This is a genomic window from Cryobacterium sp. 10S3 (assembly GCF_034344045.1).
GTDB lineage: Bacteria > Actinomycetota > Actinomycetes > Actinomycetales > Microbacteriaceae > Cryobacterium > Cryobacterium glucosi.
Genome location: NZ_CP133773.1, coordinates 3,861,020 through 3,876,073 on the forward strand (window position 1 = coordinate 3,861,020; position 15,054 = coordinate 3,876,073).

At 69.5% G+C, this 15,054-nt stretch carries 16 protein-coding genes; 13 read left to right on the forward strand and 3 right to left on the reverse strand.

The annotated features are described in order from the left end of the window. Positions 1-12 precede the first annotated feature (12 nt). The 5 genes from RHM57_RS17870 to RHM57_RS17890 all read left to right on the forward strand — a co-directional run bounded on the left by RHM57_RS17870 (position 13) and on the right by RHM57_RS17890 (position 3,856). Positions 13-1,176 (forward strand): Re/Si-specific NAD(P)(+) transhydrogenase subunit alpha, encoded by a 1,164-nt coding sequence (locus RHM57_RS17870; RefSeq protein ID WP_322189031.1) that lies wholly within the window; start codon positions 13-15, stop codon positions 1,174-1,176. Further along, entirely contained in the window at positions 1,176-1,487 is a 312-nt protein-coding gene (locus RHM57_RS17875; RefSeq protein ID WP_134448527.1) for an NAD(P) transhydrogenase subunit alpha, read from the forward strand. The genes RHM57_RS17870 and RHM57_RS17875 overlap by 1 nt, the downstream gene beginning before the upstream one ends. Next, positions 1,484-2,857 (forward strand): NAD(P)(+) transhydrogenase (Re/Si-specific) subunit beta, encoded by a 1,374-nt coding sequence (locus RHM57_RS17880; RefSeq protein WP_134448525.1) that lies wholly within the window; start codon positions 1,484-1,486, stop codon positions 2,855-2,857. Before RHM57_RS17875 ends, RHM57_RS17880 begins: the two co-directional genes overlap by 4 nt. Positions 2,858-2,972: 115 nt before the next feature. Beyond that, positions 2,973-3,599: a DUF308 domain-containing protein gene (locus RHM57_RS17885; protein WP_134448523.1), complete on the forward strand. Its 627-nt coding sequence runs from the start codon at positions 2,973-2,975 to the stop codon at positions 3,597-3,599. Further along, positions 3,596-3,856, forward strand: a complete 261-nt coding sequence (locus RHM57_RS17890) for a hypothetical protein (RefSeq protein ID WP_134448521.1) — start codon at positions 3,596-3,598, stop codon at positions 3,854-3,856. The genes RHM57_RS17885 and RHM57_RS17890 overlap by 4 nt, the downstream gene beginning before the upstream one ends. A 5-nt stretch (positions 3,857-3,861) precedes the next feature. Here the strand turns inward: RHM57_RS17890 and purB are convergent, their stop codons facing one another. After that, entirely contained in the window at positions 3,862-5,244 is a 1,383-nt protein-coding gene (gene purB / locus RHM57_RS17895) for an adenylosuccinate lyase (RefSeq protein WP_134558128.1), read from the reverse strand. After that, a complete protein-coding gene (locus tag RHM57_RS17900; protein WP_134558160.1) occupies positions 5,241-5,768 on the reverse strand; it encodes a low molecular weight protein-tyrosine-phosphatase in 528 nt (175 codons plus the stop codon). Before RHM57_RS17900 ends, purB begins: the two co-directional genes overlap by 4 nt. Positions 5,769-5,919: 151 nt before the next feature. Here RHM57_RS17900 and RHM57_RS17905 point away from each other — a divergent pair, with 151 nt between their 5' ends. Both RHM57_RS17905 and RHM57_RS17910 read left to right on the forward strand, forming a co-directional pair. Next, a complete protein-coding gene (locus RHM57_RS17905) occupies positions 5,920-6,285 on the forward strand; it encodes a hypothetical protein (protein WP_322136859.1) in 366 nt (121 codons plus the stop codon). Beyond that, entirely contained in the window at positions 6,282-7,778 is a 1,497-nt protein-coding gene (locus RHM57_RS17910) for a hypothetical protein (RefSeq protein WP_134448514.1), read from the forward strand. Before RHM57_RS17905 ends, RHM57_RS17910 begins: the two co-directional genes overlap by 4 nt. Before the next feature lie 48 nt (positions 7,779-7,826). On the opposite strand, the gene RHM57_RS17915 is transcribed toward RHM57_RS17910, so the two are convergent. Then, positions 7,827-8,219, reverse strand: coding sequence for a phage holin family protein (locus RHM57_RS17915; protein ID WP_134448512.1), 393 nt, complete (start codon positions 8,217-8,219; stop codon positions 7,827-7,829). A gap of 115 nt (positions 8,220-8,334) precedes the next feature. On the opposite strand from RHM57_RS17915, the gene RHM57_RS17920 reads away from it, so the two are divergent. From RHM57_RS17920 to RHM57_RS17945, 6 genes are all read left to right on the forward strand, one after another. Continuing rightward, positions 8,335-9,438, forward strand: coding sequence for a histidinol-phosphate transaminase (locus tag RHM57_RS17920; RefSeq protein WP_322136857.1), 1,104 nt, complete (start codon positions 8,335-8,337; stop codon positions 9,436-9,438). Between the two features lie 4 nt (positions 9,439-9,442). Beyond that, the gene (gene pdhA, locus RHM57_RS17925; protein WP_134448510.1) at positions 9,443-10,570 is read left to right on the forward strand and encodes a pyruvate dehydrogenase (acetyl-transferring) E1 component subunit alpha; all 1,128 of its coding nucleotides are present in this window, start codon (positions 9,443-9,445) and stop codon (positions 10,568-10,570) included. 98 nt (positions 10,571-10,668) lie between these two features. After that, positions 10,669-11,628: an alpha-ketoacid dehydrogenase subunit beta gene (locus RHM57_RS17930; protein ID WP_134448648.1), complete on the forward strand. Its 960-nt coding sequence runs from the start codon at positions 10,669-10,671 to the stop codon at positions 11,626-11,628. A gap of 45 nt (positions 11,629-11,673) precedes the next feature. After that, a complete protein-coding gene (locus RHM57_RS17935; protein ID WP_322189036.1) occupies positions 11,674-13,083 on the forward strand; it encodes a dihydrolipoamide acetyltransferase family protein in 1,410 nt (469 codons plus the stop codon). A gap of 105 nt (positions 13,084-13,188) precedes the next feature. Further along, positions 13,189-13,947 (forward strand): VIT1/CCC1 transporter family protein, encoded by a 759-nt coding sequence (locus RHM57_RS17940; RefSeq protein WP_134448506.1) that lies wholly within the window; start codon positions 13,189-13,191, stop codon positions 13,945-13,947. A 76-nt stretch (positions 13,948-14,023) separates the two neighbouring features. Further along, on the forward strand, positions 14,024-15,052 hold the full coding sequence (locus RHM57_RS17945) for a metal ABC transporter substrate-binding protein (protein WP_198413675.1): 1,029 nt from the start codon (positions 14,024-14,026) through the stop codon (positions 15,050-15,052). The last annotated feature ends 2 nt before the right edge of the window (positions 15,053-15,054 follow it).

The window sequence follows — 15,054 nt, forward strand, 5'->3', positions numbered from 1 at the left end:
GGAGATACCCGCGTGAAGGTTGGCATTGGGCGAGAGCGCATCGAGGGAGAGCGGCGTGTCGCCGCGACACCGGAGACTGTGCAGCAACTACGGGGCCTCGGTGTCGATGTCCTGATCGAGGCCGGCGCCGGCATCGCTGCAGGATTCTCCGATCGCTCATACACGGATGCCGGTGCCACCGTCGTCCCCGAGCTCGCGCTCGATGACCTCGACGTCTACTGCCACGTGCGACCGCTCACCCCCTCGATCGCCGCCAGGCTCCACTCCGGCCTCGTCACGGTCGGACTCGCGGCCCCCGCAAACGAACTCCCGACCGTCACGGCCCTGGCCGCGGCCGGCGTCACCGCCTTCGCCCTCGAACTCGTGCCGCGCATCAGCCGCGCCCAGTCGATGGACGCCCTGACCTCGCAGGCCCTCGTCGCCGGCTACCGGGTCGTCCTCGAGGCGGCCATCCGCTTCCCGCGGTTCTTCCCGATGTACATGACTGCCGCGGGCACCATCCCGCCCGCGCGCGTCCTCGTCCTCGGCGCCGGCGTCGCGGGCTTGCAGGCGATCGCGACGGCCAAGCGCCTCGGCGCGCGCGTCTCCGCGTACGACGTGCGCCCCGCATCCGCCAACGAGGTCACCTCGATGGGCGGAACCTTCGTGACGCTCGACCTGGATGCCGTCGAGGGCGCGGGCGGGTACGCCCGCGAGCTCAGCGAAGACCGCGCCGTCCGCCAGCGCGAGCTCCTCGCCCCCCACGTCGCCGCGGCGGATGTCCTCATCACCACGGCCGCGATCCCCGGCCGCCCTGCACCCCTGCTCGTGACGCACGACATGGTCACCGGCATGCGGCCCGGCTCCGTCATCGTCGACCTCGCCGCCGAAACCGGCGGAAACGTCGAAGGCGTCGTCGCCGGCGTCGACACCCTCGTTCCGGTCGCGAGCGGGGACGGAACCGTCAGCCTCGTCGGGATGAAGGACGCGGCATCCACGATGCCCGCTGACGCCTCACGCCTGTACGCCAAGAACGTCGCGAACCTGCTCGCTCTCATGACGAGCGAGGGCACGGTCGCCCCCGATTTCACCGACGAGGTCATCGCCGGCGCATGCCTCACCCACTCGGGCGAAGTGACGCACGAACCGACCAAGGCCGCCCTCGCGGCCCAGGCCGCGCTGCAAGGAGAAGACTGATGGATCCGATCACCCTGTTGACCGTGGTGGTGCTGGCGGTGTTCGTCGGCTTTGAAGTGGTCTCGAAGGTCTCGAGCACCCTGCACACCCCGCTGATGAGCGGCGCGAACGCCATTCACGGCATCATCCTGATCGGCGCGATCACCGTCGCCGGCCAGACGACCACTATCTGGCTGCTGGTCGTGGCCCTGCTCGCCGTGCTCCTCGCGACAGCGAACCTCGTCGGCGGCTTCGTCGTCACCGACCGGATGCTCAAAATGTTCGCCCCCCGCAAACCGGCCGGCACCGACGCGAAGGACACCGCCAAATGAGCCTGCTCAGCCCCGAATGGACCGGGCTCCTCTACCTGGTCTCCGCCGTCTGCTTCATCCTCGCCCTCCGCGGGCTGTCCTCGCCCAAGACCGCACGGCGCGGCAACCTGATCGGCGCCGCCGGAGCGCTCCTCGCCGTCATCACCGTGTTCTTCTCGGTCCGGATGGACAACATCCCCGCCATCATCGTGGCCATCGCCGTCGGTTCGGCCATCGCCGCCCCGATCTCCCGCCGCGTGCAGATGACGCAGATGCCCCAGCTCGTCGCCCTCTTCAACGGCGTCGGCGGCGGCGCAGCCGCCCTGGTGGCCATGCTCGAGCTCGGTGAAAGCGCCAATGGCTGGACCAGGGTCGCCGTCGTCTTCACAATGCTCGTCGGCGCGGTGTCCTTCGCCGGCTCCGCCGTCACTGTCGGCAAGCTCCAGGGCCTGATCAGCTCCCGCCCGCTCGTGTTCCCCGGGCTGGCCTGGGTCATGGGCGGCATCGTCCTCCTGGCGCTCGTCACCGGCGGCTTCGTCGTCGGGACCGGTGCCGCCGGCTGGGCGGTCGTGCTGCTCGTTCTCGGCCTCGTCGTCGGCGCCCTGCTCGTGCTGCCGGTCGGCGGCGCGGACGTGCCCATCGTCATCTCCCTGCTGAACGCATTCACCGGGCTCGCCGTCGCGGCCTCCGGCATCGTGATCGGCAACCTCCTGCTCGTCGTCGCCGGCACCCTCGTCGGTGCAAGCGGCACGATCCTCACCCGCGCGATGGCCGCAGCAATGGGCCGCGGAGTCAGCGGCATCATGTTCGGCGCCTTCAAGGGCGGCTCGACCGCGGGCTCGACCACGCAGAGCGACCGTCCTGTCCGGTCCTCCAGCCCCGAAGACGTCGCCGTGCTGCTCAACTACGCCCAGCGGGTCGTCATCGTTCCCGGCTACGGCCTTGCCGTCGCCCAGGGCCAGCACACGATCGCCGAACTCGCAACGACCCTGCAGGCCAGGGGCGTCGAGGTCGTCTTCGCGATCCACCCGGTCGCCGGGCGGATGCCGGGGCACATGAACGTGCTCCTCGCCGAGGCGAACGTTCCGTACGAGTCGCTCAAGGAAATGGCCGAGGTCAACCCCGAGTTCAAGAACACCGACGTCGCCCTCGTCGTCGGCGCGAACGACGTGGTCAACCCCGCGGCCAAGACTTCGCCCGGCTCGCCGATCTACGGGATGCCGATTCTCGACGTCGGCGACGCCCGCCAGGTCGTCTTCCTCAAGCGCTCGATGCGCCCCGGCTTCGCGGGCATCGAGAACGAGTTGCTCTACGACCCGAAGACGACGCTTTTGTTCGGCGACGCCAAGGATTCCCTCACCAAGATCCTCGGCGCGGTCAACGCGCTCTAGGCTCTGTCACCGAGCGGATGCTCCGAGCCGGCCCGCGTAGACTTGGCCAGTCTCGCTACCCGACAACGAGCATCCGCTACCGGCAGGAAGCCGCAGGCAGGAAAGGGGTCTTCGCATGGCCGACGCACCCGACAACGCCCGCACGGACCACCGCACCGCGGGGTATTGGACAGTGCCCCTCGTGCGCGCTGCGATCGCCGTCGTCCCGGCCATCCTGATCACCTTCACCGCGAACCACTCCCCGGACTTCGGGCTCGTGGTGTTCGGCGCCTTCGCCTTCGTGAGTGGCGTCGCCGTCGCCGTGCTGAGCCGCCGCACTCTCGCAGACTCCCGTGAACGCAGCGCCTTCCTCGTGCAGGGCGTCGCCGGTGTCGTAGCCGGGGCGCTCGCGCTCGGCTTCCACGGCGGGGGGCTCGGCTTCTTCCTCTACCTCGTCACGGTCTGGGGCATCGTGACCGGCTTCCTGGAACTGTCGAGCGGCATCCGTGCCCGGCGCAGGGACCCTGCAGACCGTGACTGGCTCGTGATGGGCGCGGCGACCGTGCTGTTCGCGATCGTTGTGCTGGTGCTGCCGCCGAACGTCGTCGTTTCCGTCGGCCTGCTCGGCGCCTATCTCGTGATGCTCGCGGTCTACCTCGGCATCGCAGCGTTCTCACTCAAGTGGGCCGTGGCGGCCGGCGCCGCCCAGGTCCCCCTCGACTCGATTCACCCCGCAGCACCCAACGATTCGGACACTCAGTGACCCAGAACACGCCGCGCAAGCCCAGCCGCTCCGAAGTACTGAAGCCGCTCGAACTGGTCGGCCTCGCCGGCGTGATGGCCCTCTTCCTCGGGCTCGTCGTGCTGATGAGCACGAGGGAGCCGCTGCTCGCCCTGGTCGGGTTCGGCATCGCGTTCATCGTCGTGCTCGTCGTGATCGCGATGCTCGTGCTCAACATCAAGCCCAACGACGCCGAAAAGACCGACATCGACGAGCAGGACAAGGGCCAGCAGCCCTAAGCCGGTCAGCCGAGGTAGTCGACGAGACTGTCGGCGAGGCCGACGTATGCCGCGGGAGTCAACGCGAGCAGGCGGGCCCGGGCGTCCTCCCCGATCTCGAGCCCGGAGACGAAGGCGACGAGGTCGGCCTGGTTGATCCGCTTGCCACGGGTGAGCTCCTTGAGCAGCGCGTACGGGTCTGCGATCGTCGACCGGCCGGCCGAGACCTCCGCCCGGATCACGGTCTGGATGGCCTCGCCGAGGATCTCCCAGTTGACGTCGAGATCGTGAGCGAGCAGGGCCCTGTCGATGTCGATCTCGCCGAGCCCGCGCACGATGTTGTCGAGGGCGAGCAGGGAGTGGCCGAAGCCGACGCCGATGTTGCGCTGGGTCGTCGAATCGGTCAGGTCCCGCTGCATGCGCGAGGTGACCAGGGTCGCGGCGAGCGAGTCGAGGATCGCCGAGGACAGTTCGAGGTTCGCCTCGGCGTTCTCGAAGCGGATCGGGTTGATCTTGTGCGGCATCGTCGATGAGCCGGTCGCGCCGGCCTGAGGGATCTGCCGGAAGTAGCCGAGGGAGATGTAGGTCCACACGTCCGTTGCGAGGTTGTGCAGCACCCGGTTGACGTGGGACACCTTCGAGTACAGCTCGGCCTGCCAGTCGTGCGATTCGATCTGGGTCGTGAGCGGGTTCCAGGTCAGCCCGAGGCCCTCGACGAAGGCGCGGGACACGGCCGGCCAGTCGATCGTGGGATCCGCGGCGACGTGCGCCGCGAATGTTCCGGTCGCACCGCTGAACTTGCCGAGATAGTCGTTGGCCTCGACCTGCGCGGCCAGGCGCTCGAGCCGGTACACGAAGACCGCGATCTCCTTGCCGACGGTCGTCGGCGTTGCCGGCTGGCCGTGGGTGCGGGCGAGCATCGCATCCGCCCGGTATTCGAGGGCGCGCAGCCGGAGCAGTCCGATGGTCGCGCGGAGCTTGGGCAGCCAGACCTCGCGCACGGCGGAGCTCACGGTGAGGGCGTACGCGAGGTTGTTGATGTCCTCGCTCGTCGCGGCGAAGTGGGTGAGCTCGCTGATCCGGTCGAGGCCGAGCGTGGTCAGGCGGCGGCGCACGAGATACTCGACCGCCTTGACGTCGTGGCGGGTGGTGGCCTCGAGAACGGCGAGTTCGTCGATCTCGGCCTGGCCGAAGCCGGTGACGAGGGCGCGCAGCGAGGCCTTGTGTCCGGCGTCGAGCGGAGTGGAACCGAACAGGCTGCGATCGGTGAGGGTGATCAGCCACTCGACCTCGACGTGCACCCGCGCGCGGTTGAGTCCGGCCTCCGACAGGTACTCCCCGAGTTCGGTGACGGCGGCCCGGTAGCGGCCGTCTAGCGGGCTGAGGACCTGGGGGGGTAGTGGACTCATCGGACTCCCTGTCGAATTGCGGGCTCTAGTTGCGCGAAGAGCGCGAGGTTTGCCTTCTCAATCATGCCCAATACCGAGTCAAACAACGCATCGTCGGAATAGTACGGGTCCGGCACGTCGTGCAGGGACGCCTGTTCCTGGTCGAAGCTGAGCAGCAGGCGCACCTTGCTCCTGTCCCGGTCGCTCACCGCCCAGTTGCGCAGGATGCGCTCCTGGGTGCGGTCGAGCACGACGACGAGGTCGTAATCGCTGAACCAGACCGGGTCGAACTGGCGGGCGCGATGGTGGCTGCCGTCGTACCCCTGCCGTTTGAGGGCGGCGACCGTGCGGACATCCGCCTGCTCGCCGACGTGCCAGTCGCCGGTGCCCGCAGAGCTCGTGAAGATCAGCCGGCCGAGCCCGGACCGGGTGACCAGGTCGCGCAGGGTGATCTCCGCCATCGGCGAGCGGCAGATGTTGCCGGTGCAGACGAAGATGATCCGAAAGGGCGTCGCCTCGTCGGGGCGGATCGCCGAGAAGGTCATGGCTCCATTGTCCGTCACTTTCGCCTCCTCCACACCTGCTCGGGGGACTTCGCTTTCCCCAGGTTCCCGTCGGCGGGCGCTCCGGAGGGTAGTGGCGCACAGGATCGGTCTGTCGGGGCCCGCCGGGTCGGCCTCGCGGAAGGGCAGGCCGATGCAGTGGTGGCAGTATCCGCCGGAAACCGACCGGTTGACCGAACTGCGGCACCAGCGGATGCTGCTGCGCACCCTGGCCGACGACATCGCCCTCGCGGCGCGCCGGCTTCTCCCCGCCGGCGCCCCGGCAGAGTGGCGCTCCGAGGCGCAGCGCGCCTACCTCGACCGCCGCTGGGAACTCGCCGCGCTCCTGGCCGGGGCGGAGCGGAGCATCGAGGAGACCCTCACGGCGGTGCTCGCGCGGATCGACAGTGTGAAGGCTCAACTCGCGGCCGAGGAGGTGACGGCAGCGGCCGCTGCGACGACGTTGGTGCCGCAGGCACCGGGCGGAGCCCGGGCGACCCCCGGAGGCTGGTCGGAGTGAGGGGGCCGGGGTCCGGCGAGGGACTACTGATCTCCGGCGGTGGTGGAACCCTCGTCGCGACGGACGCCGTTCTCGCCGAGGCGGCCGTGCTCCGGGCGCTCCAGACGGAATCCGAGTCCTGGCGCGCCCGGCTCGCCCGGATCCGGGCGCTCGAGTCCTCGCCGACCCCGGCTGTGCGCTGGACGGACGCCGACCCGGGCCTCGGCATCCTGCGGACCGACACCGTGCTCGCCGACATCAGTGAGCGGAGCAGGGCGCTCGCCGACGCGCTCCTGACGGCCGCGGAAGGATACGGGCGCGTCGAACGGGTGGTCGAGCGGGCGAGCGGCGTCGCGGGAGCGTGGCTCGGCTACCTCGTGGGGCGTGCAGCCCCGCTGATGATCCTCGGTGCGCTGCCGAACCTCGCGGCCTTCGTCCTCGGCGGCCTCGTGAGCCGGGCGCTCTTCGGCGACTCTGTGGCCGGAGGGAGCCTGGCGGAGGTCGCGGCCTGGTTCCAGGCGAACCCGGGAGTGTTGAGCGACCCGGCCGTCGTCGCCGCGGTGCGCGTGCTCGTGTCCTCCGCCGACGACGCGGCCGTCGGCGCGCTCGGGTTGCCGTTTCCCGCAGCACTCGAACTGGGCGACGAGGGACTCGGCCTGCTCGGAGTCTCCTCCGTCGCCGGGGCGGCGCTGCTCCTGGTCCGTCCGTTCGGCCTGCTCGTGGAGACGCCGGTGAGCGTGCACCGGGTGACCGAGACCGGGAGCCCGGTGCATCCGGCCGTCCTCGCGGCCCTGCCCCCTGACGGTTTCGGGGAGCTCGCGCGGCGGATCCCCGACGCGAGGGCCGACGGTCCGCAGATCCGGATCGAGCGCTACGCCGGCAACGCTGGCTCCCCGCCGTCCTGGATCGTCTATGTCGGCGGCACCGCGGAGTGGGACCCGACCGGCACAGGGCAGCCGTTCGACCTGACCAGCGATGTCGCCGGCGCTGCGGCGGGCGACGCGGGTTCGGGCCCAGGCAACCTCGGCCCCTCCGGTTCGTATCGCGCCGTCGTCGAGGCGATGCACGCCGCCGGTGTCCAGCCGCAGGACCCGGTGCTCCCGGTCGGGCACTCCCTCGGCGGTCAGATCGCGGTCCAGCTCGCGGAGTCCGGAGAATTCAACACCGTCGGTGTCGCCTCCTTCGGCGGCCCGACGGCAGCGCTCTCCATTCCGGCCGGGGTGGAGGCCGTCACCGTCGAGCACACCGACGACATCGTTCCGGCGTTCGGCGGCATGCCGCCAGGGGTCGACGACCGGGTCCTCGTGCGCAGCAGGGCGTTCGCCGCCGGTGAGGCGCCGGCAGGGCAGGCATTGCCTGCGCATTCCCTTACGAGCTACCAGGCCACCGCCCGCCTGATGGACGGGTCGGCGGAGCCGAACCTGCTGCGCTTCCGGGACACCCTGGCCGGGGTCGGCGCAACCGGACCGGCCGAGGTCACCCGGTGGCGCGGCATCCGCGTGACCGGGCCGTGAACCCGGGCGGGCCGTGAACCCGGGCCGTGAACCAGGTGCGGGGGTGGGTTACTGGCGGCCGGTGGCGGGACGCGCGAGCACGCCGAGCAGCCAGCTGATGATGCCGAGAACGAGTGCCCCGAGCACCCCGGTCCAGAAGCCGTCGACATGCAAGCCGAAGCCGAGGCCGTCGGAGATCAGGGCCACGAGCATGAGGAGCAGGCCGTTGACGATGAGCGCGAGGAGGCCGAGGGTCAGAACGTAGAGCGGGAAGGCGATGACACGCACAAAACCGCCGATCACGCCGTTGACGAGACCGAAGATGAGGGCAATGAGGAGATACGTCACGACGATGGCGCCGGTGTCCGGCGCATAGGGTTCGACACTCACTCCCGAGACGAGGAGGGTGGTGAGCCACAGGGCGACGGCATTGAGGATGAGCTTGATCAGGAATCTGGCCATGCGACCACTATGGCACCTGACCGGGCGCTGCGCTTGGGTGGTGCGGCCTGCGGCACGCCCGGTCTCCGCGCGGCTCATGCGGTCGCGCGAATACGCCCCGGCGTAGAATCGCCGAGTGAGCCCCACAGACCAGTCAGCGGTGCGACTGCGCCCCGAAATCATCGCCCTCCCGGCCTACAGGCAGGGAAAGGCGGCAGCCGCGAGTGCCTTCAAGCTCTCGAGCAACGAGAACCCGTTCGGGCCACTGCCCGGTGTGATCGCTGCCGTCGGCGCCGAGACGACGTACAACCGCTATCCGGATGCCTCCGCGTCCGAACTGCGGGAACGCCTCGCCGCACGCTACGGGCTTTCGCCGGACGAGGTGCACGTGGGCAGCGGTTCCGTCGCCCTGCTCTCCCAGCTCATCCTCGCCGCGGCGGGCCCAGGGGACGAAGTCGTCTATTCCTGGCGCTCCTTCGAGGCGTACCCGAGCCTCGTCACCGTCGCAGGCGCGACGAGCGTGCAGGTGCCCAACCGGCCGGATCACGGCCACGACCTCACCGCCATGGCCGCCGCGATCACCGACCGCACCCGCGTGCTCATCGTCTGCAGCCCGAACAACCCGACAGGCACGATCGTGCACGCTGCGGAGTTCGAGGCCTTCATGGCGGTCGTCCCCTCGACGCTGCTCGTCATCCTCGACGAGGCGTACGCCGAGTTCGTGACCGACCCCGACGCCGTCAGGGGCATCTCCCTGCTGGGCCGCTACCCGAACCTCGTCGTGCTCCGCACCTTCTCCAAGGCATACGGCCTCGCCGGGCTCCGGGTCGGCTACGGCCTCGGGCCGGTTGCGATCCTCGACGCTGCCCGTGCGACGGCGATTCCGCTGTCGGTCACGGGGGTCGCCAGTGCTGCCGCGATCGCATCGCTCGATGTCGATGACGAACTCATGGAACGGGTGCGCACCATCGGCATCCGTCGTGACACGATCTGGCGCGCGCTCACCGAGCAGGGCTGGAACACTCCCGCACCCCAGGGCAACTTCATCTGGTTGCCGACGGGCGCGGAAACCGGTGTCGCCGCCGAGGCGCTCGGTGCGGCCGGACTCGTGGTGCGGCCCTTCCCCGAGGGGATCCGGATCTCAATTGGCGAGGAAGAATCTGTGGAAGAACTACTGCGAACCTGCGCGGAACTTGTACAAAATCTACCAATAGGGCATTCGGCCCGGCGGCTAGGTTAGTACGATGGCAGCGCGCGAGAACGACTCACCCCTGGTTCAGGTGCTCTCGACGAGCGGGCTCGTCGAGCCGAGCGAGGCGGCGGCGGAGTTCATGCCCTACCTCGACCGCCTGACCGAAGACGACCTCCGCAGGTTCTACCGTGACATGGTCGTCGTCCGTCGTTTCGACAAGGAGGCGGCGAACCTGCAACGGCAGGGCCAGCTCGCCCTGTGGGTGCCGAGCCACGGCCAGGAGGCCGCCCAGGTCGGCAGCGCGTATGCCACCCGCCCCCAGGACCACGTCTTCCCCTCCTACCGTGAGCACGTCGTCGGCATGATCCGCGGGCTCGACCTCGTCGACATCCTGCGGATGCTGCGCGGCGTCACCCTCGGTGGCTGGACCCCCGAGGATCACGGCAACTTCCATCTCTACACTCTCGTGCTCGCCTCGCAGACCCTGCACGCGACCGGATACGCGATGGGCATGCAGCTCGACGGCACGACCGCGACCGGCAACCCCGAAACCGACGAGGCGGTCATCGTCTACTACGGCGACGGAGCCTCCTCCCAGGGTGACGCGAACGAGGCCCTCGTCTTCGCGGCGAGTTACCAGACCCCGCAGGTCTTCTTCCTGCAGAACAACCACTGGGCGATCTCGGTGCCGGTCACCCGGCAGTCGCGCACCCCGCTCTACCTCCGCGCCGGCGGCTTCGGCATGCCCGGCACCCAGGTCGACGGCAATGACGTGCTCGCGAGCTACGCCGTCACCGCCAAGCACCTCGACGACGCGCGCGCGGGCAAGGGCCCCGCCCTGATCGAGGCGATGACCTACCGGGTCGGTGCGCACACCACCGCAGACGACCCCACCAAGTACCGTGACCCGGAGGAACTCGCCGCCTGGGTCGCGAAAGACCCGATCGTCCGGTTCCGCGCCTACCTGCAGGGCCTCGGCGTCGAGCAGGACTTCCTCGACGCCGTCGACGAGGAGGCCGAGGACCACGCAGCGGATGTCCGCCGCCGCGCCCTCGAGATCCGCTCGCCCGAGCGTTCCGTCATCTTCGACAACGTCTACGCCGAACCCCACCCGCTGATCCAGGAACAGAAGGCCTGGCTCGACCGATACGAAGCATCCTTCGAAGGAGGCGACGCGTGAGCGACACGATCGTGACCGAGACCCCGGTCCGGGAGCCGGCCGCTTCTGCAGTGCCCGCGGCAGCATCCGCCGTTCCAGCCACCTCGGCGAACCTCCCGATGGCCAAGGCCCTGAACGCCGGCCTCCGGCAGGCGATGCTCGACAATCCGAAGGTCCTGATGATGGGCGAGGACATCGGACCGCTCGGCGGCGTGTTCCGCGTCACCGAGGGCCTGCACGCCGAATTCGGCGACAAGCGCGTGCTCGACACCCCGCTCGCAGAGTCCGGCATCGTCGGCACCGCGATCGGCCTCGCCCTCCGCGGCTACCGTCCCGTCTGCGAGATCCAGTTCGACGGCTTCGTCTTCCCCGGCTTCGACCAGATCACCAGCCAGCTCTCCCGGATGCGCAACCGGCACGAGGGCCAGGTCACGATGCCCGTCGTGATCCGGATTCCCTACGGCGGACACATCGGCTCGATCGAGCACCACCAGGAGAGCCCGGAGGCGTACTTCGCGCACACCCCGGGCCTGCGCGTCGTGAGCCCCTCGAACCCGCACGACGCCTACTGGATGATGCAGGAGGCGATCGCCTCCGACGACCCGATCATCTTCTTCGAGCCGAAGAGCCGCTACTGGCCCAAGGGCGAGGTCCGTTTCGGCGCGAGCGGGATTCCCCTGCACGCGAGCCGGGTCGTCCGTGCCGGCTCCGACGTCACCCTCGTCGGCCATGGCGCCATGGTCACTGTCCTGCTGCAGGCCGCCGAACTCGCCGCGGTCGAGGGCATCAGCATCGAGGTCATCGACCTGCGCTCGATCTCCCCGATCGACTACGGCCCCATCCTCACCTCCGTGGAGAAGACCGGCCACCTGGTCGTCGCCCAGGAAGCATACGGCTTCGTGAGCGTCGGCTCGGAAATCGCGGCGACCGTCACGGAGCGCTCGTTCTACCACCTCGAGGCTCCCGTGCTGCGGGTTTCCGGCTTCGACACCCCCTTCCCGCCCGCGGCCGTCGAGACCCACTTCCTGCCGTCCCCCGACCGGGTCCTCGAAGCGGTCGATCGTTCCCTCGCCTACTGACATGCACCACCCCGCACCTAGCATGACCCACAGCAAGGAATCCAGATGAGCGTCCTGAACTTCACCCTTCCCGATGTCGGTGAGGGCCTCACCGAGGCTGAAATCGTCGAGTGGCGGGTCGCCCCCGGCGACACCGTGTCGATCAACCAGGTGCTCGTCGAGATCGAGACGGCCAAGTCGCTCGTCGAACTGCCGTCTCCGTTCGTCGGCGTCGTCGGCGCCATCCTCGTGGAGGTCGGAACGACCGTGGACGTCGGAACGGTGATCATCACCATCGTCCCCGCCGAGGAGCCCGCAGCCGTCAGTCCGGCTCCGGCCGCTGCTCCCGCTGCCGTGACGGCGGATGCCGGAGCAGGACAGGTCCCCGCCGCACACGTCACCGAGCTGGCCGGCGCAGCCCTCGACACCGGGTCGACCATCACCGCTGAGGAGCCGAAGGTGCTCGTCGGTCGGGGAGCCGCTCCGAGCGTGCCGACCCGTCGCCGTCGGGGATCCGACGGTGCCGCGCCGCACGCCTCGATCGCTCCTCCCGCGATCGAAACGCCCCGGCCGGCCGCCGCAGCCCAGGCGCGGGCGCCGCGAGCGGCATCCGCCGGTCCCGTCATCGCCAAGCCCCCGATTCGCAAGCTCGCGAAGGACCTCGGCGTCGATCTCGCCCTCGTCGAGGCGACCGGCCCCGTCGGCGACGTCACCCGCGAGGACGTGCTGCGCGGGGCGACCCAGGCGAGCGTGTTCCGCAACATCCAGACGCCCGAGTGGCCGAGCGACCGTGAGGAGCACATCCCGGTCAAGGGCGTGCGCAAGGCGATCGCGCAGGCCATGGTCGGCAGCGCGTTCACCGCGCCGCACGTCAGCCTGTTCGTCGACGTCGACGCCACGCGCACGATGGAGTTCGTCAAGCGCCTCAAGTCCTCGACCGACTTCGCCGGGGTGCGGGTCTCGCCGATGCTGATCATGGCCAAGGCGATGATCTGGGCCGTGCGCCGCAACCCCACCGTGAACTCGGTCTTCACCGATCAGGAAATCATCATCAAGCACTACGTGAACCTCGGCATCGCCGCGGCCACCCCGCGCGGGCTGATCGTGCCGAACGTCAAGGAAGCCCAGGACATGAGCCTCCTCGAGCTCGCTCGCGCCCTCGAGACGCTCACCCTCACGGCGCGCGACGGCAAGACGACGCCGGCAGACCAGGCCGGGGGCACGATCACGATCACGAACATCGGCGTCTTCGGCATGGACACCGGCACCCCGATCCTCAACTCCGGCGAAGCCGGGATCGTCGCCCTCGGCACGATCAAGCCCAAGCCCTGGGTCGTCGACGGCGAGGTGCGCGTGCGCCAGGTCACGACCATCGGCGCGAGCTTCGACCACCGGGTCGTCGACGGAGACGTGGCGAGCCGCTTCCTGGCGGATGTCGCGAGCATCATCGAGGAACCGGCCCTCCTCCTCGAATAGCGGGTTCAGACTTTGGGAAGGCTTACCTCACCAGCTCTTTAACGCGCTGGTGAGGTAAGGCTTTCCACGCTGGCGGACGTGGATTCCCTGTGGTCTGATGTTCCAATGACCTCCATCGCCCCCGCCAGAATCGCCCCCGTCGCTCCTGCGGTCGAAGCCGCAGCCGACGACCGGAAGCGCACCGAGAGCCACGCCGGCCGCCTGAACTGGCTTCGCGCCGGGGTGCTCGGCGCCAACGACGGTATCGTCTCCGTCGCAGCCCTCGTCGTCGGCGTCGCCGGCGCGAGCGGCTCGACCGCAGTCATTGCCGCGGCCGGCACAGCCGGTCTCGTCGGCGGGGCGATCTCGATGGCCCTCGGTGAATACGTCTCCGTCAGCAGCCAGAGCGACAGCCAGCGCACCCTGATCGCGCGCGAGAAGCACGAACTGAGCATCGACCCGGAGGGCGAGCTCGAGGAACTCGCGAAACTCTACGAAAAGCAGGGCCTCGCGCCCGCGACCGCCCGCCAGGTCGCCACGGAATTCACCGCGATCGACCCTGTGCGCGCCCACCTGCTGGCCGAGCACAGCATCACGGAAGACGACGTCGTCAGCGCCTGGCATGCCGCCTGGGTCTCCGCCGCGGCGTTCACCCTCGGCGCGCTGCTCCCGTTCCTGGCGATCCTGCTCCTGCCCGCGAGCGTGCGCATCCCGATCACCTTCGGCGCCGTGCTCGTCGCCCTCGCCGCCCTCGGCGCGACCGGCGCCCACCTCGGCGGCAGCCCCAAGCTGCGGGCGATCATCCGCGTCGTGCTCGGCGGCGCCGCCGCGCTCGTGGTCACCTTCCTGATCGGGTCCCTGCTCGGCACCTCCGGCGTCGTCTAGCCCGCCAGCCACCAAGCGGTGGCGAGCCCACCTAATGGTTTTGACAATCATTATCAATAGGGATAGCGTCGCTTACGTGACCCCCTCGAAAATCCTCGTACCCGCACTCCTGGCCGCGGCCGCGCTCACCCTCAGCGGATGCTCGGCCACGACGCCCGGTTCGGCCGGAGGCTCAGGAGGAGCATCGGGCGACCTCCGGGTCGTCGCGACAACCACCCAGGTCGCCGACCTCGCCCGCAACGTGATCGGGGATGCCCCGGGCGTCACGCTGACCCAGCTCATCCAGCCGAACCAGAGCGCGCACAGCTACGACCCGTCCGCGGCCGACCTGACCGCCCTCGGCCGCGCCGATGTGCTCGTCATCAACGGCGTCGGCCTCGAGGAATGGCTCACCGACGCGATCGACGCCTCCGGCTTCCATGGCGTCACGATCGACTCCGATGCGGGCATCACGATCGCAGAGAGCGGCGCCGGAAACGACGAGGCCCCCCACACGGCGGATGCCGCACACGACCACGCGGGCGGCAACCCGCACATCTGGACCGACGTCGCGAACGCGGAAGCCATGACCCGCACCATCGCCGCCGGTCTCGCGGCCGCGAGTGCCGCCGACGCCGACCGGGCAGCTGCCTTCACGGCCAACGCCGCCGGCTACGGAAGCACGCTCGCAGCGCTCGACGGCTGGATCCGCACGAACATCGACCCGGTCCCCGCCGCGGAGCGGCTTCTCGTCAGCAACCACGACGCCTTCGGTTATTTCACGGCCGCATACGGCATCACCTACGTCGGCAGCGTGATCCCGAGCTTCGACGACAACGCCGAACCGAGCGCAACCGAAATCGACCAACTCGTCACGAAGATCAAGGCCACCGGCGTCAAGGCCGTGTTCTCCGAGGCCTCGATCAGCCCCAAGGCCGCCGACACGATCGCCCGGCAGGCCGGCGTCACCGTGTACTCCGGCGACGACGCCCTGTATGGCGATTCCCTCGGCCCGGCCGGCAGCGACGGTGCCACCTACGTCGCCTCTCAGCTGCACAATGTGCGCCTGATCCTCGAGTCCTGGGGCAGAGTCCCCACCGCCGTACCGGCAGACCTGCGAGAGTGAAC